Annotated in this window: 16 protein-coding genes; 15 read left to right on the forward strand and 1 reads right to left on the reverse strand. The window is 60.3% G+C overall.

From position 1 onward, the window contains the following. The first annotated feature begins 468 nt into the window (after window positions 1-468). Entirely contained in the window at window positions 469-984 is a 516-nt protein-coding gene (locus BFW87_RS27740) for an Hcp family type VI secretion system effector (RefSeq protein WP_078742905.1), read from the forward strand. Window positions 985-1037: 53 nt separating this feature from the next. On the opposite strand, the gene BFW87_RS27745 is transcribed toward BFW87_RS27740, so the two are convergent. Then, on the reverse strand, window positions 1038-1859 hold the full coding sequence (locus tag BFW87_RS27745; protein ID WP_078742906.1) for an aldo/keto reductase: 822 nt from the start codon (window positions 1857-1859) through the stop codon (window positions 1038-1040). Between the two features lie 106 nt (window positions 1860-1965). Here BFW87_RS27745 and BFW87_RS27750 point away from each other — a divergent pair, with 106 nt between their 5' ends. From BFW87_RS27750 to BFW87_RS27815, 14 genes are all read left to right on the forward strand, one after another. Then, the gene (locus BFW87_RS27750; RefSeq protein WP_078742907.1) at window positions 1966-2460 is read left to right on the forward strand and encodes a DUF1543 domain-containing protein; all 495 of its coding nucleotides are present in this window, start codon (window positions 1966-1968) and stop codon (window positions 2458-2460) included. A gap of 96 nt (window positions 2461-2556) precedes the next feature. Then, complete coding sequence (locus BFW87_RS27755; RefSeq protein WP_078742908.1) at window positions 2557-3657, forward strand: polyamine ABC transporter substrate-binding protein; 1101 nt, start codon at window positions 2557-2559, stop codon at window positions 3655-3657. A gap of 24 nt (window positions 3658-3681) precedes the next feature. Further along, window positions 3682-5100, forward strand: coding sequence for an aminotransferase (locus tag BFW87_RS27760; RefSeq protein ID WP_078742909.1), 1419 nt, complete (start codon window positions 3682-3684; stop codon window positions 5098-5100). A gap of 65 nt (window positions 5101-5165) precedes the next feature. Then, complete coding sequence (locus BFW87_RS27765) at window positions 5166-6014, forward strand: response regulator transcription factor (protein ID WP_078742910.1); 849 nt, start codon at window positions 5166-5168, stop codon at window positions 6012-6014. 89 nt (window positions 6015-6103) lie between these two features. Further along, a complete protein-coding gene (locus BFW87_RS27770) occupies window positions 6104-6385 on the forward strand; it encodes a peptidylprolyl isomerase (protein WP_010210937.1) in 282 nt (93 codons plus the stop codon). Window positions 6386-6515: 130 nt separating this feature from the next. Then, a complete protein-coding gene (locus BFW87_RS27775) occupies window positions 6516-8378 on the forward strand; it encodes an extracellular solute-binding protein (protein ID WP_078742911.1) in 1863 nt (620 codons plus the stop codon). Continuing rightward, entirely contained in the window at window positions 8378-9439 is a 1062-nt protein-coding gene (locus BFW87_RS27780; protein WP_078742912.1) for a microcin C ABC transporter permease YejB, read from the forward strand. The genes BFW87_RS27775 and BFW87_RS27780 overlap by 1 nt, the downstream gene beginning before the upstream one ends. Then, complete coding sequence (locus tag BFW87_RS27785) at window positions 9439-10461, forward strand: ABC transporter permease (protein ID WP_078742913.1); 1023 nt, start codon at window positions 9439-9441, stop codon at window positions 10459-10461. Before BFW87_RS27780 ends, BFW87_RS27785 begins: the two co-directional genes overlap by 1 nt. A 10-nt stretch (window positions 10462-10471) precedes the next feature. Then, window positions 10472-12043, forward strand: a complete 1572-nt coding sequence (locus BFW87_RS27790) for an ABC transporter ATP-binding protein (protein WP_078742914.1) — start codon at window positions 10472-10474, stop codon at window positions 12041-12043. Window positions 12044-12183: 140 nt separating this feature from the next. After that, window positions 12184-13590 carry a sigma-54 interaction domain-containing protein gene (locus BFW87_RS27795; RefSeq protein ID WP_078742915.1) on the forward strand — a complete coding sequence of 469 codons (1407 nt, stop codon included), beginning with the start codon at window positions 12184-12186 and terminating at the stop codon, window positions 13588-13590. Window positions 13591-13880: 290 nt separating this feature from the next. Next, entirely contained in the window at window positions 13881-15272 is a 1392-nt protein-coding gene (locus BFW87_RS27800) for a GntP family permease (protein ID WP_078742916.1), read from the forward strand. A gap of 7 nt (window positions 15273-15279) precedes the next feature. After that, window positions 15280-16053: a 3-hydroxybutyrate dehydrogenase gene (locus BFW87_RS27805; RefSeq protein WP_078742917.1), complete on the forward strand. Its 774-nt coding sequence runs from the start codon at window positions 15280-15282 to the stop codon at window positions 16051-16053. A gap of 148 nt (window positions 16054-16201) precedes the next feature. Continuing rightward, window positions 16202-18160: an acetoacetate--CoA ligase gene (locus BFW87_RS27810; protein WP_078742918.1), complete on the forward strand. Its 1959-nt coding sequence runs from the start codon at window positions 16202-16204 to the stop codon at window positions 18158-18160. Window positions 18161-18297: 137 nt separating this feature from the next. Next, window positions 18298-20832 (forward strand): PAS domain-containing hybrid sensor histidine kinase/response regulator, encoded by a 2535-nt coding sequence (locus BFW87_RS27815; RefSeq protein ID WP_078742919.1) that lies wholly within the window; start codon window positions 18298-18300, stop codon window positions 20830-20832. Window positions 20833-20879 lie beyond the last annotated feature (47 nt).

Consider the following 20879-nt stretch of genomic DNA (forward strand, 5'->3'; position numbering starts at 1 on the left):
CATAGCTTTTCAAGGCAAACAAACAATCTAAATTTATTTAGTACATACATTAGATCGCTATTTAAACGCTGCTCAGCACCAGACCAAGCCAACGAACCTTAGCCACTCGAAAAACAATCAGCAAGCGCCCGTTTCGCACTTAAGTAATTTCCTACAACCCCAGTAATTTCAGGCGTGCGCAGCAACTTGCACACTTAATTTTATACAATCAACCTTTCTTACCCACACACACCAATAGCCCCATATAAAAATACACATGAGCAACCTTCTGCGCACGCCCGCGCAACTTAAAACAATAAAACACCCTTTAAATCATCTGAACTTTATAAACAGCCCACCCCCATACAACTCGCCACCCCTTATTCCATTGGGCCTCGCCATTTCAGGCACGCTTCTTGTTATAGGCAATTGCCCGGACGGCACATTGGTCGTTCGGACTACCTACTTAATCAGGCAAGGAAACCACTCATGCCAACACCCGCGTACCTCTCGATCACCGGCGTCAAACAGGGTCTGATCACGGCAGGCACATTCACACAGGACTCGGTAGGCAACATTTATCAGGAAGGTCATGAGGATCAGATCCTGGTGCAGGCATTTGCCCATCAGGTGATCATTCCGCGCGATCCACAATCGGGCCAGCCAACCGGCCAACGGGTGCATAAACCGCTGATGATCAGCAAGGTATTCGACAAATCCTCGCCCTTGCTATTCAGCGCACTCACCTCCGGTGAAGAAGTGTCCTGCCGACTGGAATGGCTGCGCACCTCCTCCGCCGGCACCCAGGAGCACTACTTCACCATTGAACTGGAAGGTGCGACCATCGTGGACATTCAGTCGCGCATGCCTAACTGTCAGGACCCCGACAACGCGCACTTCACTCACTTGGAGGATGTGTATTTCACCTACCGCAAGATTATCTGGACCCACGAAGTGGCTGGCACTTCCGGTTCGGACGACTGGCGTAGCCCGGTAGCCGGTTAACCTCGACGGAAAAAGGAACGGTGGCCAGGGAAGGCGCCGTTCCTTCGGGCTGGCTACACCATCGACAGCGGGTGCTTGCGTTTGGGCGCGCCGAATACGCGGTCGATTGCGTCCAGATCGTGCTCATCGAGTGGCACGTTCACGGCGCGGGCATTGAGCCGCACGTGTTCGGGCGTAACGGCCTTGGGGATAGCAATCACGCCGTCCTGACGTAGAACCCAGGCAAGGGAGACCTGTGCGGGTGTGACGTCATGGCGACGGGCGATTTGTTTGAGCGTGGGGCTGGACAACAGCTCACCGCCTTGGGCGATCGGGCAATACGCCATCAACGGTAAATGGTGCTGTTGCCACCAGGGTAGCAGGTCAAATTCAATACCACGCTCCTCGATGTTGTAGAGCACCTGGTTAGTGGCGCAAGCCGGGGATGCGAGTTCCTGCAGGTCTGCGACGTCAAAATTGGAGACACCCCAACGGCCGATCTTGCCGGCTTCACGCAGACGCTCGAAGGCTTCGACGGTTTCTTCCAGAGGGTACTGGCCACGCCAGTGCAGCAAGTACAGGTCAATGTAGTCCGTGCCCAGGCGCTGGAGGCTGGCTTCACAAGCGCGCGGCACACCTTTGTGGCTGGCATTGTGCGGATACACCTTGCTGACGAGGAACACCTGGTCGCGCTTGCCGCGAATGGCTTCACCGACGATTTCTTCGGCGCCGCCTTCACCGTACATTTCGGCGGTATCGATCAAGGTCATGCCTTCGTCGATGCCCAGTTGCAACGCGGCGACTTCGGCGCGGCGCTGGTCCGGGTTTTCGCCCATGCGCCAGGTCCCCTGGCCGATAACGGGGACGGGAACGCCGGCCAGATCGATGGTACGCATGACAACCTCCTGATGAGTTCGCGGATTAACAGTGTGGCACTGACCGGACAAAAGGGTTCAATCGAAGTATGGTTAGGCTTTGCCAACTCGCCAGGAAGAACCTGCAATGCTGTTTGTCGTCATGCTCGGGGGCAAGCACCCACGGGCCAGAATTGAAGTTCACGATGTCGTGTTTGCGGTGGCCGATACGCTGCAAGGCACTTATGCGCAATTGCGCGACGGCTGGTTCGGCAGCCCCAAGGGCGTGCACATCGATTCGTGGATGATGGTCGATGGCCTCGACGGCTGGAAAGTCGAACTCAGCCATCTGGCGCCCCACGCAGACGCGCAGCGCTTGTACTTCATCAACCTCGGCGGCTATGAAGCCAACGCTTTTGGCGAGGCGCATCACTACCTGCTGGTGGTGGCCCGTAACAAGAGGGAAGCGACTCAAAAAGGTAAACAACAGATGCTGCGCAACTGGTCCCAACCCCACACCGATGGCGTGATGGATATCGACGATTGCCTGCCCATCGACCTGGTGGATGGCCGCTATATCCACCTGGTACAGGGGCCACACCGGTCCATCGTCCAGCAGAATGACTACATCGTACTGAACTGAACCCTACCCGAACGGGGTATGGCGCCCCTGCTCTACCTGCCTGACAGTGCAATCAGCCGCTCAGCCTGATAACAAGCACAAGAAAGGTGGGTCCCCATGCGTAAAACCCTTATCTCCCTGTTCAGCGCCGCACTGCTGGCGGCAGCCTCCTTGAGCCAGGCTGCCGACGATCCAGGCAATACGTTACGCATCTACAATTGGGCGGATTACATCGGCGACACCACCCTGGCCGACTTCGAGAAAGCCACGGGTATCAAGGTGGTCTACGACACTTACGATTCCTACGAAACCGTGCAGGGAAAACTGCTCTCCGGGCGCTCCGGCTATGACCTGGCGCTGCTGAATGCGTCCCTGGTGCCACTGCTGATCAAGGGAAAAGTGTTCCAGCCCCTGGATAAATCGCAGTTGCCCGACTGGAAAAACCTCGACCCCGTTGTACTCAAAAGCCTGGAAGCCCACGACCCCGGCGTCACCTACTCGGCGCCCTACACCTGGGGCAGCAACGGGGTGACCTACAACGTCGACATGATTAAGGCACGCATGCCGGATGCACCGATCGGCTCGCTGGCGATGATCTTCGACCCAAAAATCGTGTCGAAATTTGCCGACTGCGGGATCACGTTTATGGACTCGCCCACCGACATGATTCCCCTGGCCCTCACCTACCTCAAGCTGGACCCCAACAGCGTCGCCCCCAAAGACCTCAAGGCCGCGCAGGACGTGCTGATGGCCGTGCGCCCGTATATTCGCAAATTCGACTCCAGCGGCTTCATCAATGGCCTGGCCAATGGTGATTTGTGCCTGGCCACCACCTGGTCGGGGGATTACGCCACCTCCCAGGCACGGGCCACTGAGGCGGGAGCCAAGGTCAACCTGAACTACTTCATTCCAGAGGAAGGCTCGTTGATCTGGTTCGATAACTTCTACATCCCCGCCGACGCCCCCCATGTGGCCAACGCCCACAGGTTCATCGAGTTTTTGCTGCAGCCCAGCACCATGGCCGGCGTCAGCAACACCATCCATTACGCCAACAGCAACCTGGCTTCCAAACCCTTGGTTAACGCCGATATCCGCAACAACCCGGCCATCTACCCGGACGCGGCGACGATGCAGCGCTTGTTTACTCAAAAGAGCCAACCCCAAGCCGCCGTGCGCCTGATCACCCGTACGTGGAATGCCGTGAAAACCGGCAAGTAATCCCTGCCATTGAAGGTAAACGCCATGACCCTGCCAAATCCCGCTTTCTTCGCCCAGTTCGACCACGACAAGCTCGACGCCGCCGACAAAGCTCACTACATGCACGGCTTCCATATGTTCGACGAGCACCGAGAACAGGGTTCGCTGAATATTGCGGTAGGCAACGGCGCCTACATCTACGACACCCACGGCAACCGCTACCTCGACGCGGTGGGTGGCATGTGGTGTACGAATATCGGCCTGGGCCGTGAAGAAATGGCCGATGCCATCGCCAACCAGGTGCGTCAGCTGGCCTACTCCAATCCGTTCTGCGACATGGCCAACGTCACCGCTATCGAACTGTGCGCCAAGCTTGCCAGCCTGGCCCCCGGCGACCTGGATCATGTGTTCCTCACCACCGGCGGTTCGACCGCCGTGGACACCGCGTACCGGCTGGTGCAGTTCTACCAGAACAGCCGTGGCAAAACGGCCAAGAAGCACATCATCTCGCGCTTCAGTGCGTACCACGGCTCGACGTTCCTGACGATGTCGATCGGCAACAAGGCCGCCGACCGCGCCCCCGAATTCGATTTCATGAGCGACCTGTTCCACCACATTTCCTGCCCCAACTACTACCGGGCGCCCGAGGGGATGAGCGAGGCGGACTTCCTCGACTTTCTGGTGAACGAGTTTGAAGACAAAGTACTCACCCTCGGCGCCGATAACGTGGCTGCATTCTTTGCCGAACCGATCATGGGCTCTGGCGGCGTGATCATTCCGCCAAAGGGTTACCACCGGCGCATGTGGGAGATCTGCCAACGCTATGACCTGCTGTATGTCGCCGACGAAGTGGTGACCTCGTTCGGGCGCCTGGGCGCGTTCTTTGCCTCCGAAGAGGTCTTCGGCATGCAGCCCGACATCATCACCACCGCCAAAGGCCTGACCTCCGGTTACCTGCCGCTGGGCGCGTGCATTTTCTCCGAGCGCATCTGGCAGGTGATCGGCGAGCCGGGCAAAGGCCGCTGCTTTACTCACGGTTTCACCTACAGCGGCCACCCGGTAAGTTGTGTGGCGGCGCTGAAAAACATCGAAATCATTGAGCGGGAAAACCTGCTGGCGCACGTCGAAGACGTCGGCACCTATCTCGAAAGACGCCTGCAAACCCTGGCCGAGTTGCCACTGGTGGGCGATATCCGCTGCCAGCGTCTGATGGCCTGCATCGAATTCGTCGCGGATAAACGCAGCAAGGCGCTGTTGCCGGATGCGGTGAATATCGGCGAGAAAATCCATTTGCGCGCTCAGGCGAAAGGCTTGCTGGTGCGCCCCATCGGCCATCTGAATGTGATGTCGCCGCCACTGATCATTACGCGCGCGCAAGTCGATGAAATCGTCGACACCCTGCGCCACTGCATCCTTGAAACAGCGGCCGAGCTGCGTGAAAGCGGCGAGTATCAAGGCCGATGAGCCCTGACGCCGAGCCCGTCTCGGCGTTTTTGCCTGGCTGCCGGCCTGCGGGTAGACTGGCCAGCATGAGCACATCCAGCCACGCGCCTACCCTGCAGCAGCTCGAAGCCTGGCACCACGCGTTGGCCCAGGCGTTTATTCATGTGGACGACGCCTCGTTTCTAAAGCATCTGGCCGCCGCGCTGTGCACCCTCACCCCCATCGAATCGATGATGATCAGCCTTGAGCGCCAAGGCCTGGCGCCCCACTTGCTGTATCAGCAAGGCATTCCCCGGGCGTATCAGGACGAAATCATCCACCGCTATTTTTCCCGTGGTTACTTGCTGGACCCGTTTTGCCTGGCGGTAGACAAGGGCCTCGCCGAAGGCTTCTACCATTTGGCCCAAATAGCCCCGGATGATTTCTTCAACAGCGAGTACTACAAAACCTACTACCTGCGCAGCGGCGGCGCCCAGGAGAGCTACTACATCGTCGATCTGTGCCCTCGGAGCAAGATTTCCCTGTGCATGTTCCAGGGGCTGAGCGCCGGGCAATTCACCGACGAGCAATTGGCACTGCAAAAATCCACCCAAGCGATGGTCCGCGAATTACTGCGTCGCTTTGGCACCACGGGCGGGCTGACAGAGGTGATCAGCGACGAAGCCTTTACCCAGACCCAGGCACATCAGCAGATCGAAGCTGCGTTTATGGGCTTTGGCAGCGGCGTGCTGACCGTGCGCGAGCGCGAAATTGCTCACTTGATTCTGCGCGGCCACTCGGTGAAATCCACCGCCCAGGTGCTGGGTATCTCACCGGAAACGGTGCGTATGCACCGCAAGAATTTGTACACCAAGCTGGCGATCAATTCCCAGGCGGAGCTGTTTGCGCTGTTTATCGAATGGCTGACCCGCAGCGGCGCCATGGCCCGTTCTTGAGCCGCTCGGGCAATCGGCGGGAACTTTGCCAGGAAATAACCACCTGAATCGGGTAGGCTCACCCTTTTTAATTCAAGGAGTTATTCCCCATGGCCAAAGCCACCGCCCGTCACATCCTCGTTTCCACTGAAGACAAGTGCAACGAACTCAAGGCCCAAATCGAAGGCGGCGCTGATTTCGCAGAAATCGCCAAAGCCAACTCCAGCTGCCCATCCAGCCGCGACGGCGGCAACCTGGGTTCGTTCGGCCCTGGCCAGATGGTGAAAGAATTCGACACCGTCGTATTCAGCGCCCCGGTCAACACCGTGCAAGGCCCGGTGAAAACCCAATTCGGTTATCACCTGCTGGAAGTCACCAGCCGCCAGGACTGATTCAGTCCGCGCTGATGCTATAAACAACGGCCCGCCTTTTGGTGGGCCGTTGTGCATGTGATGACTGGCGACGCTTGCGCCGTTAGCGTACAAATCCTTATTCCTGCTCACCCGGCGTTCAAGGCTGAAAATGCGACTGGCTTTTCCCACAACACTGTTCAGCTCTGCCCTGGCCCTGCTGCTGGCCGCTTCGGCTGTGATCGCAGCCCCGCAGACCTACCTTACGGTCTACGGCGAACCGGCCAAGTACCCCGCCGGCTTCAGCCATTTTGACTACGCCAACCCCAATGCGCCCAAGGGCGGCAGCCTGAAGCGTTCGGCCATCGAGATCGGACGCTTTGACCATGTGCTTCCGTATATCGACAAAGGCATTGGCGTCTCGCAAATCGACGGTTGGCTGTATGCCCCACTGGCCCAGCGCTCTCTCGACGAGCCATACACGGTCTACGGCCTGGTGGCGGAAAAGATGGAACGCGCCGACGACGGCCTGTCGCTGCGCTTCTACTTGAACCCCAAGGCGCGTTTTGCAGACGGCACGCCCATCACCGCCGAAGACGTGCGCTACAGCTTCGACCTGCTGATGACCCAGGGCAGCCTGCGCTTTCGCACCCTGTTTGCCGACGTCAAACACGTCGAAGTCGAAGGTGAACGCCAGGTGCGCTTTGACTTTTCCAGCAACGAAAACCGCACCCTGCCGCTGGATATCGCCACGCTGCCGGTGTTCCCAGAGCATTGGTGGAAAACCCGTGATTTCGCCAATGGCGGCGGCTACGAAGCCCCGCTCGGCAGTGGCCCGTACAAAGTCAGCAAGATCGACTCCGGCAGCACCATTACCTTTACCCGCGACCCGAACTGGTGGGGCAAAGACTTGCCCGTCAGCCGTGGCCTGTACAACTTCGATCACCTGAGCCTTGAGTACTTCGGCGATACCGAAGTGGCGCGACAGGTGCTGCGCGGCGGTGCCTATGACTTCAACCGTGAGTTTTCCGCCACGGGTTACTCCATCGGCTACAACGGCCCGGCGCTGGATGACGGCCGCCTGCAACGCGACCACTTGGCCAAGGAGATGCCGCAACCGGCCCAGGGCTACGTGTTCAATGTACAAAAGCCGATGTTCAAGGACCGCCGCGTGCGCCAGGCGCTGGCCATGCTGTGGGATTTCGAGTGGGCCAACCGGCAGATGATGCGCAATATGTACATCCGCCAGCAGAGTTTCTTCTCCAACAGCCCGTTGGCCGCCAGCCAGTTGCCGACCCCGGAAGAACTGGCGATCCTTGAACCCCTGCGCGGGCAAGTTCCCGACGAGGTGTTCACCCAGGTGTTCAAGGCGCCAGTGACCGACGGCAGCGGCATGATCCGCGACAAACAGTTGCAAGCCCTGGCCCTGCTGGAGGAAGCCGGCTGGAAGCCCCAGGGCGACAAACTGGTCAACGCCGAAGGCGAGCCGCTGGAGTTCACTTTCCTCAATGCACAGGCCGGCCTTGAACGCCTGCTGTTGCCGTACAAACGCAACCTGGCGCAGATCGGCATTACCCTGAATATCCGCCGTATCGACTCGTCGCAATACGTAAACCGCTTGATGACCCGCGATTACGACATGATCGTGGTCGGCTTCCCGGTCACCACCTCACCGGGCATGGAGCTGTACAACTATTTCGGCTCAGATGCAGCGTTCGACCCGGGCGCCAACAACTACATGGTGCTCAAAGACCCGGCCGTCGACACGCTGATCAAAGGCCTGGTCAAGGCCAACACCCAGGCGCAGATGCTCACCTACGCGCATGCGCTGGACCGCGTGCTGCAATGGAATTACCTGTGGATTCCCAACTACTACCCACCCGGCACCTCCGCCGCGTGGTGGAACCGCTTCGGCCGCCCGGCCATCGAGGCCAAGAACGACGAAGCCCTGGAAACCTGGTGGGAAATCAGCCCCACGCCACTGACGAATGAACAAATGGCCGCCGAGCTGAAAAAACGCGGGAGTACGCGCTGATGTTTGCTTACATTGTGCGGCGCCTGCTGCTGATCATCCCGACGCTGGTGATCATCCTGCTGGTGAATTTCGTGATCGTCCAAGCCGCCCCCGGTGGCCCGGTCGAACAGGCCATCGCCCACCTGCAAGGGATTGGCAGCGGTGCCGTCGGCGGCTCGTCCGGCGAAAGCATCAGCAGCGGCTCACGCGCCAGCCGTGGCCTGGACCCGAAACTGATCAAGGACATCGAAAAACAGTACGGCTTCGACAAGCCCGCGCCGGAACGCCTGTGGCTGATGCTCAAGAGCTACGCCAAACTGGATTTTGGTAACAGCTTCTTTCGCGGCAAGACGGTCATCGACCTGATCCTGGAAAAGATGCCGGTGACCATTTCCCTCGGCCTGTGGGCCACGCTGATTACCTACCTGGTGTCGATCCCCTTGGGGATTCGCAAGGCCGTGCGCCACGGCAGCAGCTTTGACGTGTGGAGCAGCACGGCCATCGTCATCGGTTACGCGATGCCGGCGTTTCTGTTTGCGATGTTCCTGATTGTGGTCTTCGCCGGTGGCACCTCGCTGAACTGGTTCCCGGTGCGCGGGCTGGTGTCGGAAAACTTCGACGAGCTGAGCACAGTGGGCAAGATTGCCGATTATTTCTGGCACCTTGTGTTGCCGGTCACCGCGCTGGTCATCGGCGGCTTCGCCACGCTGACCATCCTTACCAAAAACTCTTTCCTCAATGAAATCACCCGCCAATACGTAGTCACCGCCCGCGCCAAAGGCTTGAGCGAACGCCGCGTGCTGTACGGCCATGTGTTTCGCAACGCGATGTTGCTGGTGATTTCGGGGATTCCCCAGGCGTTTATCAGCGTGTTTTTTGCCGGTTCACTGTTGATCGAAGTGATCTTTTCCCTCGATGGCCTCGGCCGTATGAGCTACGAAGCGGCGGTGTCGCGGGATTACCCGGTGGTGTTCGGTTCGCTGTTTATCTTCACGTTGTTCGGGCTCTTGATAAAACTCATCGGTGACCTCTGCTACACCCTGGTGGACCCGCGTATCGACTTCGCCGCGAGGAACGCCTGATGCTTAATCTGTCTCCGGTCGCCCGCAGGCGTTTCGAACGTTTCAAGAAAAACCGTCGTGGTTGGTGGTCGCTGTGGTTGTTTATCGGCCTGTTTATCCTGACCCTGGGCGGCGAGTTGATCGCCAATGACAAACCCCTGGTGCTGAGTTTCAAGAACGAGCTGTATTTCCCGGTGTTCAAGCGCTACACCGAGCAGGAGTTTGGCGGGCAACTGCCGTTCCAGGCCGACTACCGCAGTGACTACGTGCAAAAGCTGATCAAGAGCGACGGCGGCTGGATGCTATTTCCGCCGATACCCTTCAGCGACGACACACCCAATTACGAACTGAGCCGCCCTGCCCCCAGCCCGCCTTCGTCGGTAAACTGGCTGGGCACTGATGACCAGTCGCGGGATGTGTTGGCGCGGGTGATCTTTGGCGCGCGAGTGTCCATTCTGTTTGCGCTGGCCCTCACGGCGATCAGTGCGGCCATCGGCATTGCCGCCGGTGCATTGCAGGGTTATTACGGCGGCTGGGTCGATTTGCTTGGCCAGCGTATTCTGGAGGTGTGGTCGGGGCTGCCGGTGCTGTATTTGCTGATCATTTTGTCGGGCTTTGTCGAGCCGAACTTCTGGTGGCTGCTGGGCATCATGGCGCTGTTTTCCTGGCTCGCCCTGGTGGACGTGGTGCGCGCCGAATTCCTGCGCGGGCGCAACCTGGAATACGTCAAGGCCGCGCGGGCCCTGGGCTTGGGCGACGGGAAGATCATTCGCCGGCATATCCTGCCGAATGCCATGACTGCCACCCTGAGCTACCTGCCGTTTATTTTGACCGGGGCGATCTCCACCCTCAGCGCCCTGGATTTCCTCGGTTTTGGCATGCCCGCGGGCAGCGCGTCATTGGGCGAATTGATCGCCCAGGGCAAGCAGAACCTGCAGGCGCCGTGGCTGGGCCTGACGGCGTTTTTCACCCTGGCGCTGATCCTGTCGCTGCTGGTCTTTATCGGCGAGGCATTGCGTGATGCCTTCGACCCACGTTCATGAGTAACTGGATATGAACCTGATCGAAATCCGCGACCTCAGCGTCGCCTTCAACGGCCAGACCGTCGTGCGAGACCTGTGCCTGGATGTGCGCCCCGGCGAATGCCTGGCGCTGGTCGGTGAGTCGGGCTCGGGCAAGTCAGTGACGGCCCATTCGATCCTGCAATTGCTGCCGGAGGCCGGGACTGAAACCAAGGGCTCGATCCGCTATCGCGGCCAGGAACTGGTCGGTGCCTCCACCGCCACCCTGCAGAAACTGCGCGGTAACCGCATTGCGATGATCTTCCAGGAGCCGATGACCTCGCTCAACCCGCTGCACAGCATCGAAAAACAGATCGGCGAAACCCTGCTGGTGCACAAGGGCCTGGGCGGCAAGGCGGCGCAAGTCCGTATCCTCGAATTGCTCGAACTGGTGGGCATTCAGAAACCCCGGGAGCGCCTCAAGGCGTATCCGCATCAATTGTCTGGCGGCCAGCGCCAGCGGGTGATGATTGCCATGGCTCTGGCGTGCGAGCCTGAGTTGCTGATAGCCGACGAACCCACCACCGCGCTGGACGTGACCGTGCAGCGCAAGATCCTGCTGCTGCTCAAGTCTTTGCAGCAACGCTTGGGCATGTCGCTACTGCTGATCAGCCATGACCTGAACCTGGTGCGCAGCATTGCCCAGCGGGTGTGCGTGATGCGCGCCGGGGAGATTGTCGAACAGGCGCAGTGCGAGACGCTGTTCCAAACGCCGCAACATCCCTATAGCCGATTGCTGCTGGACGCCGAGCCTTCGGGCGATGTGTTGTGCAGCGACCCGCGCGAAACGGTATTGCAGGTCGATGACTTGACGGTGCAATTCCCCCTTTCAAGCGGGCTGTTTCGGCGCAAGACCTACCTGCGCGCCGTGGACGGCATCAGCCTCAGCGTGCAGCGCGGCAAAACCCTGGGGATTGTCGGCGAGTCCGGCTCGGGCAAATCAACCCTGGGCCAGGCGATCCTGCGTTTGCTCGATTCCACGGGCAGCATCCGCTTTCAGGGCGAGGCCCTTGACCCACTGAACAACCAGCAAATGCGCCCGTGGCGCAAGCAGATGCAGGTGGTGTTCCAGGACCCGTTCGGCAGCCTCAGCCCGCGCATGACTGTGGAGCAGATCATCAGCGAAGGCCTGGAAGTGCATGCGCCGTGCAGCCTGGCCGACCGCGATGCCCAGGTGGTGCAGGTACTCAAGGACGTGGGCCTCGACCCCGTCAGCCGCCACCGTTACCCCCACGAGTTTTCCGGTGGCCAGCGCCAACGCATCGCCATTGCCCGTGCGCTGGTGCTGAAACCGGCGCTGATGCTGCTGGATGAGCCGACCTCCGCCCTCGACCGCACGGTGCAGAAACAAGTGGTGGCACTGTTGCGCGAACTTCAGGAAAAGTATGGCCTGACCTATCTGTTTATCAGCCATGACCTGGCCGTGGTACGGGCCATGGCCCACGATATGATCGTAATCAAGGACGGCAAGGTGGTGGAGCGCGGCGCGAGCCATGAGGTGTTTGACGCACCGCAGCATCCGTACACCAAAGAGCTGTTGGCCGCCGCACACATTCCCCTGTAAACGCGCCCCACTGTGGGAGCGGGCTTGCTCGCGAAGGCGGCGTGTCAGCCAATATATCCGGCACTGATGCACCGCTTTCGCGAGCAAGCCCGCTCCCACAGGATCGCGCCCTACCCCCAATTTGTGTTGACGGCATAAATATGAACATCAGCGAAAACCTCAAGGATTACCAACAGGTGCGCGGGCTGGCCATCCAGTCGCTGTTCGAGATCATCGAGCAGTCCAGCGAAGGCACGGTGATTGTCGACCGTGACGCCAACATCGTGTGGATGAACGAGCGTTATGCCAGACGCTTTGGCTTGAAAAGCGCCGACGAGGCCATCGGCCAGCCTTGCGAGCAGGTGATCTCCAATAGCCTGTTGCGCCAGGTGGTGCGCAATGACCAGCCGATCTTGCTGGATATTCAGGACACGCCCAAAGGCCCGCTGGTGGTGATGCGTTTGCCGATCCACGATGACGCTGGCGGGGTGATCGGCGCGATCGGGTTTGCGCTGTTTGATGAGCTGCGCAATTTGTCGCCGCTGATCGAGCGCTACCTGAGCCTGCAGCAGGAACTGGCGTCCACCCGCTCGCTGCTGCGTTCGCGGCAGAGCAAATACAACTTTGCGCACTTTATCGGCACCAGCGCCGCCAGCCTGGAAGTCAAACGTCGCGCGCGGCGCAGTGCGAGTGCCGAGTCGCCGGTGCTGCTGCTGGGGGAAACCGGCACCGGCAAGGAATTGCTTGCCCAGGCGATTCATGGCGCATCGCCGCGAGCGCACAAGGCTTTTGTCAGCATCAACAGCGCCGCCATTCCCCATGACTTGCTGGAAGCCGAGTTTTTCGGCACCGCGCCCGGCGCGTTTACCGGCGCCGACCGCAAGGGTCGGCCCGGCAAGTTCCAGATTGCCCAGGGTGGCACGCTGTTTCTGGATGAAATCGGCGACATGCCGCTGCCGTTGCAAAGCAAATTGCTGCGGGTGTTGCAGGAAAAGGAATTCGAACCCGTAGGTTCCAACGAAATGCTCCACAGCGATGTGCGCGTGATTGCCGCCACGTCGATGGACCTGGAAGCGGCGATCAAACGTGGTGAGTTCCGTGCGGACTTGTACTACCGGTTGAATGTGCTGCCGATCCAGGTGCCGCCGTTGCGGGATCGGCTGGAAGATATTCCGGCGTTGAGCGAGGCGATTCTTGAGGAGTTGCGCAGCCAGCATGAACTGGACCGCGAGGCATTGGCGTTGTTGGCGCAGCATGCGTGGCCGGGGAATATCAGGGAGCTGCGCAATGTGCTGGAGCGGGCGGCGTTGTTGAGTGATGGGCTGGTGCTGGATGCGCAGGAAATTCGTGCGGCGATTGGCACCTTTACGCCGGTGGAGCGTACCGCTGTGGCCCCGGTGGAAGGCGAAAGCTTCAGCGCGGCGCGCGAGCGGTTTGATCGGCAGGTGATTGGGGCGGCGTTGGCAGCGTGTGAGGGTGATGTGGTCGAGGCGGCCAAGCGGCTGGGGCTTGGGCGGTCGACGCTGTACAAGAAGATGGCGGCCTTGGGCATCATCCAGTCTCAATAAAGAGACAAGTATCCCACTATAAAGACACTCTACTGTGGGAGCTGGCTTGCCTGCGATAGCTATGCATTGGCTGACTCATCTGTGACTGATACACCGATATCGCAGGCAAGCCAGCTCCCACAGTGGATCTTCATTTGTCTCAAATCAGAGATAAACATCAGAGCCCTGGACTAATATTTAATTATTTTCTTTATATTTCAACTAGTTAACATCTTGGCACACATCTCGCTATAGCCCCTCTCCAAAGCACCACCCCCCACAACAATAACAATCCGATTTGGAGACACACCATGAGTGTGATCATCGCCTTGGCAGCCCTCGCGCTGCTGATGCTCGCTGCCTACCGTGGCTACAGCGTTATCCTGTTTGCCCCCATCGCCGCCCTCGGCGCGGTGCTGCTCACCGACCCGTCCGCCGTCGCGCCTGCCTTCACCGGGGTGTTCATGGAGAAAATGGTCGGTTTTATCAAACTGTATTTCCCGGTGTTCCTGCTCGGCGCCGTGTTCGGCAAGCTGATCGAGTTGTCGGGCTTTTCGCGCTCCATTGTCGCCGCCGCCATCCGCTTGCTCGGCACGCGCCAGGCCATGCTGGTGATTGTGCTGGTCTGCGCCTTGCTCACCTACGGCGGTGTGTCGCTGTTTGTGGTGGTGTTTGCGGTGTACCCGTTTGCCGCCGAGATGTTCCGCCAGAGCAACATCCCCAAACGCCTGATCCCGGCGACCATCGCCCTCGGCGCGTTTTCGTTCACCATGGACGCCCTGCCCGGCACCCCACAGATCCAGAACATCATCCCCAGCACCTTCTTCAACACCACCGCCTGGGCCGCGCCGTGGCTGGGTTTGATCGGCACGATTTTCGTGTTCTGCACCGGCATGCTCTACCTGGCGCGCCAACGCAACAAGGCTCAGCGCGCCGGGGAAGGCTATGGCACCGAACTGCGTAACGAGCCGGAAACTGCAGACAACCTGGCGTTGCCCAACCCGTGGGTCGCGCTGTCGCCGCTGATTCTGGTGGGCGTGATGAACTTGCTGTTCACCCACTGGATCCCGCAGTGGTACGGCAAGACCCACAGCCTGGCCTTGCCGGGCATGAGCACGCCGGTGACCACTGAAATAGCCAAGCTGACGGCGATCTGGGCGGTGCAGGCGGCGCTGCTGGTGGGCATCGTCATGGTGCTGGTGTTTGGCTGGTCGGCGATTAAAAGCAAGCTTGCCGAGGGCAGTAAAAGTGCCGTCAGCGGTGCGTTGCTGGCGGCGATGAATACGGCGTCGGAATACGGTTTTGGTGCAGTGATCGCCTCGTTGCCGGGCTTTCTGGTGCTCGCGGACTGGCTCAAGGGCATCCCCAACCCGCTGGTCAACGAAGCGATTACCGTGACCCTGCTGGCCGGTATCACCGGTTCCGCGTCGGGCGGCATGAGCATCGCCCTGGCGGCGATGTCCGAGAGCTTTATTTCAGCGGCCCATGCGGCCAATATCCCCCTTGAAGTGCTGCACCGGGTCGCGGCCATGGCCAGCGGCGGCATGGACACCCTGCCCCACAACGGCGCGGTGATCACGCTGCTGGCGGTCACCGGGCTGACCCACCGCGAAGCCTACAAGGACATTTTCGGCATCACGATCATCAAGACCCTTGCGGTGTTCGTGGTGATTGGTACTTTCTATGCCACCGGCATTGTGTGAGGTTTTCATGACGACATTGAACGGCAAGACCGCCCTGGTTACCGGCTCCACCAGCGGCATCGGTTTGGGCATCGCGCTGAGCCTGGCAAAGGCCGGGGCGAACCTGATTCTCAACGGCTTCGGCGACGCCAGCGCGGTGGTCGCCCAGGTGCAGGCATTGGGCGGCAAGGTCGGCCATCACCCGGCGGACGTCAGCGACCCGGCGCAGATTGCTGACATGCTCGCCTATGCCGAGCGTGAGTTCGGTGGCGTGGATATTCTGGTCAACAACGCCGGCATCCAGCATGTGGCGGCGGTGGAGGACTTCCCGGCCGAGCGTTGGGATTCGATCATCGCGATCAACCTGTCGTCGGTGTTCCACAGCACGCGCCTGAGCTTGCCGGGCATGAAAGCCAAGGGTTGGGGGCGGATTGTGAATATCGCCTCGGTGCATGGCCAGGTGGGCTCAGTGGGCAAGGCCGCCTATGTGGCGGCAAAACACGGCGTGATCGGTTTGACCAAGGTGGTGGGCCTGGAAACCGCCACCACCAACGTGACCTGCAACGCCATCTGCCCGGGCTGGGTGCTGACGCCGCTGGTGCAAAAGCAGATTGATGACCGCGTGGCCAAGGGCGTTGACCCGCAGCAGGCGCAGCATGATTTGCTGGCGGAGAAGCAGCCGTCGCTGGAATTTGTAACGCCGCCGCAGTTGGGTGAGCTCGTGCTGTTTTTGTGCAGTGAAGCAGGCGCCCAGGTGCGCGGTGCGGCGTGGAATATTGATGGCGGCTGGTTGGCCCAATAGATCAAACACCAAAGATCGAATGTGGGAGCTGGCTTGCCTGCGATAGCGGTGTGTCAGTGATTGAATTGTGAACTGGCCCACCGCCATCGCAGGCAAGCCAGCTCCCACAGTTTTGATTTGTGTAGGCTCAAGAACAAGAGGCAGCTTTATGTCCGACATTCTCTGGCAACCCTCCCTGGAACGCATTGCCAACACGCGCATGGACCAGTTCCGCCGCCACATCAACGAGCGCTACAGTGTGCAGCTCGCCGACTACCCCGCCCTGCACCAGTGGAGCATCGACCAGCGTCCGGACTTCTGGCGGGCAATCGTCGACTTCTTCGACGTGCAATTTCGCAACCCGCCCACCGCTGCGCTGATCGAAGACAGCCAGATGCCAACCGCGCAATGGTTTCCCGGCGCGACGCTGAATTTCGCCGAACACCTGCTGCGCCGTCGCGACGATCATCCCGCCGTGGTCGCCGTCAGCGAAGACGGCCAGCGTGAAACACTGACTTACGCCGAACTGGCCGCCCACGTTGCCGGCCTCCAACAAAGCCTGCGCGCTGCGGGCGTCACCCAGGGTGACCGCGTCGCTGCGTGCATGCCCAACACCTGGCAAACCCTGGTCGGCATGCTTGCCACCACCAGCCTCGGCGCAATCTGGTCATGTTCCTCGCCGGACTTCGGCACCCAGGGCGTAATTGACCGTTTCGGCCAGATCGAGCCCAAGGTGCTGATCACCTGCGCCGGTTACCGCTACGCCGGCAAGGAAATCGACCAAAGCACCAAACTCAATGAAATCCTCGAGCGCCTGCCATCCCTTGAACAGCTGATCATCGTGCCCTATGCGCGGCCTCGAGCACGCGTTGAGGATTATCAAACCCAGGCACGCGTCGCGCTGTGGAACGACTTTTACCAACCCGGCGGCGAACCCGAGTTCCTTGCGGTGCCGTTCGATCACCCGCTGTACATCCTCTATTCCAGCGGCACCACCGGCGTGCCCAAATGCATCATCCACGGCACCGGAGGCGTGCTGCTCACTCACCTCAAGGAACACGGCCTGCACGCCGATTTGTCTCGGGATGACTGCCTGTTTTACTACACCACCTGCGGCTGGATGATGTGGAACTGGCTGGTCTCGGTGCTGGCCCTGGGCGCCACGGCGGTGCTGTATGACGGCTCGCCGTTCCATCCCGGGCCAGAGCGCCTGATCGACCTGATCGACGCCGAAAAAATCAGCGTGTTCGGCACCAGCCCCAAGTTCCTCGCCACCCTTGAAAAAGCCGGGCTTCAACCGCGCCTGAGCCATGATCTCAGTAGCCTCAAGGGCCTGATTTCCACCGGCTCGCCGCTGTCGCCGCAGAGTTACGATTACGTGTACCGCGAGATCAAGGGTGAGCTGTGCCTGTCCTCCATGTCGGGCGGCACCGATATCGTCTCCTGCTTTGTGATCGGCAACCCGGTGCTGCCGGTGCGGCGTGGCGAAATGCAGTGCAAGAGCCTGGCCATGGCCATCGAAGTATGGAACGACGACGGCCAGCCATTGATCGGGGAAAAAGGCGAGCTGGTGTGTACCCGGCACTTTCCGGCCATGCCCATCGGTTTGTGGAATGACCCGGACCAGAAGAAGCTGCGCGCCTCGTATTTCAGCCTGTTTCCGGGTGTGTGGGCCCAGGGCGACTACGCCGAACAACGGCCCAATGGCAGCCTGTTGATTCACGGGCGTTCCGACGCGGTACTCAACCCCGGCGGCGTGCGCATTGGCACCGCGGAGATTTATCGGCAGGTGGAAAAAGTCCCTCAGGTACTGGAAAGCCTGGCCATCGGCCAACGCTGGCAAGACGATGTGCGGGTGGTGCTGTTTGTGCGGCTCAATGACGGCATCAGACTGGATGATGCCCTGGAGCAGCAGATTCGCCAGGTGATCCGCGTCAACACCACGCCGCGCCATGTGCCGGCGAAGATCCTGGCTGTCACCGATATCCCGCGCACCATCAGCGGCAAGATCGTCGAGCTGGCGGTGCGCAATGTGGTGCACGGCGAGCCAGTGAAAAACACCGACGCCCTGGCTAACCCGCAGGCACTGGAGCAGTTTCGCGACCGGCCTGAGCTGGCTGAAGGATGAAAGGATTCAGCCCCAGCGCACTCATTTGAAGAAAAAAACCCAAGGCGTGCTATTTTCCGAGGGGTAGTCAGCCGTTCCCGACTCGCGGGATAATCGGGCTCTGTCATTTTTCAAAGTGTTACGCGTAGGGCTTTTTCATGAATGGAACATCCACCGGCAGCGCCGCCGCACTGATCGCGCGGCTGGATTGGGCGCACAGCCCACTCGGTGAGGCCAATGACTGGCCGCAAAGCCTGCGCACAGCGGTCGACATCGTCGTTCACTCGCCGATGCCCATGTTGCTGCTGTGGGGCGATCAACTCATCCAACTGTATAACGACAGTTTTGCCGTGCTGGTGGGCAGCAAGCACCCTGGCGCGCTCGGCCAGGCCACGCATGAAACCTGGCCGGAGCTGCAAAGCTTTACCGCGCCGGTCTATGAAGCCGTCCTCACAGGCCAGGTGCGCACTTTCAGCGAAAAGCGCTTTGTGCTGCAGCGCAATAATCGCGACACCGACATCTGGCTCGACCTGACCTACAGCCCGGTCCGCGATGAAAGTGGCCGCGTGGCCGGCATCTTGATCACGGCCATCGAAACCAACGAGCGCCGCAGCAAAACCCTCGAACTGCAACAGCGCTCCGAAGACAGCCTCAAGGCCCAGCACAACACCGAACAACGCTTGCAGCTCGCCCTGGCCGCTACCGACGCGGTGGGTACCTGGGACTGGGACATCGGCGAAGACCGCTTTATCGCCGACGCTCACTTCGCCTACCTGCACGGCGTCGACCCCAGTGATGCGGGCCTTTTGCCCATCAGCGACTACCTGCAGGGCGTGCACCCCGAAGACCGTGGCATGGTCGCGCGCAGCATCAAGCATTGCATCACCTTTGGCACCGAATACGCCGAGGAATACCGCCTGCTGCAAGCCGACGGCCAGGTGCGCTGGGTGTTTGCCAGGGGCCGCTGCTACAAAGACGCGCAAGGCCGCCCGGCGCGTTTTCTCGGCGCAGCACTGGACCTCACCGAGCGCAAACACACCGAGCAGGCGTTGCGCCAGAGCCAGACTGAACTGCAGCTGATCATCAACGCGATGCCGGTGCTCATCGGCTATGTCGACCACGAGCAACGCTTTCGCTTGAACAACAGTGCCTATCTGGATTGGTACGGCATGACGCCGCAGGAACTGTACGGCAAGACCATCCGCGAAGTGCTCGGCGACGACGTGTATTCCGGGCGCGAGGACAAAATCGCCGCCGCGCTCAAGGGCAAAGCCTGCAGCTTCATGACCATCACTCCGCACCGCGACGGCCGCCCGCGTCATGCGCTGATGAAGTACCTGCCACGCTTCAGCAACGACGGGGCGGTGAATGGTTTCTACATTTTTGTGATTGATGAGACCGAGCGCAAACTCACCGAAGAAGCCCTGCGCCACCTCAATGAGAACCTTGAGGAACGCGTGGCCCAGCGCACCCAGGCGCTGGCCGAGGCCAACCAGCGCCTGCAGAACGAGATGTTCGAGCGCGAGCGCGCTGAAGATGCGCTGCGCCATGCGCAGAAAATGGAAGCGGTGGGCCAGCTCACCGGCGGCATCGCCCATGACTTCAACAACATGCTGACCGGCATCATCGGCAGCCTGGACCTGATGCAACGCTATATTGCCGCTGGGCGCAGTGATGAAATCGGCCGGTTTACCGACGCAGCCGTATCCTCCGCCCATCGCGCCGCCGCCCTCACCCACCGGTTGCTGGCGTTTTCACGGCGCCAGTCACTGGACCGTCGCCCGCTTGACCCGAATCAGTTGGTGGCGTCTCTCGAAGACTTGTTTCGACGCACCAAAGGCGCGCACATCGGGCTCAAGGTGCAACTGGGCCGAGACATCTGGCCGGTCAACACCGACGCCAGCCAGCTGGAAAACGCCCTGCTCAACCTGGTGATCAACGCCCGCGATGCGATGCCCGATGGCGGCGAAATCCTTATCGAAACCGCCAACAGCTACCTGGACGGTACCGACATCACCACGCTGGAGCCGGTCAAGGCCGGTGATTACGTGATGCTTGGCGTGTGCGACAACGGCACCGGCATGGCGCCGAAAATTCTGGCCAAGGCCTTCGACCCGTTCTTCACCACCAAGCCGATCGGCCAAGGCACAGGCCTGGGGCTGTCAATGATCTACGGGTTTGCCCAGCAATCCGGTGGCCATGTGACGATTCAAAGCGAACCCGGCCAAGGCACCTGTGTGCGCCTGTATTTGCCGCGTTTGTATGGCACCGCGCTGGAAAGCAGCTTGCCCGAGCATTTGAGCGAAGCGCCCCTGGCCCTCGCCGGTGAAGCGGTGGTGGTGGTCGAGGATGATCCGGCCGTGCGCATGCTGGTGGTCAATGTGCTCGACGAACTGGGCTACACCGCGCACCAGGCGGCGGATGCGCGCGCCGCGCTGCCATTGCTGGAGTCGGATTTACGCGTGGATTTGCTGGTCACCGACGTCGGCCTGCCCGGCATGAATGGGCGGCAACTGGCGGAAATCGCCCGTCAACATCGCCCGGGGCTGCGTGTGTTGTTCATGACCGGTTACGCCGAGAAAGCCGCCGAGCGTCAGGGTTTTCTCGAGGAGGGCATGGACATGGTGGCCAAGCCGTTCTCCATCGACCTGCTGGCGACAAAAATCCGCAGCATGATCAACGTCGTCGAGTGACTTCAGGCATAATCGCGCGCCCTTCCGTTTGACCGTTGCAAGGTAAC

Source organism: Pseudomonas fluorescens (assembly GCF_002022275.1).
In the GTDB taxonomy this organism is placed as follows: domain Bacteria; phylum Pseudomonadota; class Gammaproteobacteria; order Pseudomonadales; family Pseudomonadaceae; genus Aquipseudomonas; species Aquipseudomonas fluorescens_AJ.

Excerpts from the sequence above, each read along its gene's own strand:
- BFW87_RS27810 (WP_078742918.1), top strand. The coding sequence starts at position 16,202 with ATGTCCGACATTCTCTGGCAACCCTCCCTGGAACGCATTGCCAACACG.
- BFW87_RS27740 (WP_078742905.1), top strand. The coding sequence starts at position 469 with ATGCCAACACCCGCGTACCTCTCGATCACCGGCGTCAAACAGGGTCTG.
- BFW87_RS27785 (WP_078742913.1), top strand. The coding sequence starts at position 9,439 with ATGCTTAATCTGTCTCCGGTCGCCCGCAGGCGTTTCGAACGTTTCAAG.
- BFW87_RS27765 (WP_078742910.1), top strand. The coding sequence starts at position 5,166 with ATGAGCACATCCAGCCACGCGCCTACCCTGCAGCAGCTCGAAGCCTGG.
- BFW87_RS27745 (WP_078742906.1), bottom strand. The coding sequence starts at position 1,859 with ATGCGTACCATCGATCTGGCCGGCGTTCCCGTCCCCGTTATCGGCCAG.
- BFW87_RS27800 (WP_078742916.1), top strand. The coding sequence starts at position 13,881 with ATGAGTGTGATCATCGCCTTGGCAGCCCTCGCGCTGCTGATGCTCGCT.
- BFW87_RS27770 (WP_010210937.1), top strand. The coding sequence starts at position 6,104 with ATGGCCAAAGCCACCGCCCGTCACATCCTCGTTTCCACTGAAGACAAG.
- BFW87_RS27750 (WP_078742907.1), top strand. The coding sequence starts at position 1,966 with ATGCTGTTTGTCGTCATGCTCGGGGGCAAGCACCCACGGGCCAGAATT.
- BFW87_RS27815 (WP_078742919.1), top strand. The coding sequence starts at position 18,298 with ATGAATGGAACATCCACCGGCAGCGCCGCCGCACTGATCGCGCGGCTG.
- BFW87_RS27780 (WP_078742912.1), top strand. The coding sequence starts at position 8,378 with ATGTTTGCTTACATTGTGCGGCGCCTGCTGCTGATCATCCCGACGCTG.
- BFW87_RS27795 (WP_078742915.1), top strand. The coding sequence starts at position 12,184 with ATGAACATCAGCGAAAACCTCAAGGATTACCAACAGGTGCGCGGGCTG.
- BFW87_RS27775 (WP_078742911.1), top strand. The coding sequence starts at position 6,516 with ATGCGACTGGCTTTTCCCACAACACTGTTCAGCTCTGCCCTGGCCCTG.
- BFW87_RS27805 (WP_078742917.1), top strand. The coding sequence starts at position 15,280 with ATGACGACATTGAACGGCAAGACCGCCCTGGTTACCGGCTCCACCAGC.
- BFW87_RS27755 (WP_078742908.1), top strand. The coding sequence starts at position 2,557 with ATGCGTAAAACCCTTATCTCCCTGTTCAGCGCCGCACTGCTGGCGGCA.
- BFW87_RS27790 (WP_078742914.1), top strand. The coding sequence starts at position 10,472 with ATGAACCTGATCGAAATCCGCGACCTCAGCGTCGCCTTCAACGGCCAG.
- BFW87_RS27760 (WP_078742909.1), top strand. The coding sequence starts at position 3,682 with ATGACCCTGCCAAATCCCGCTTTCTTCGCCCAGTTCGACCACGACAAG.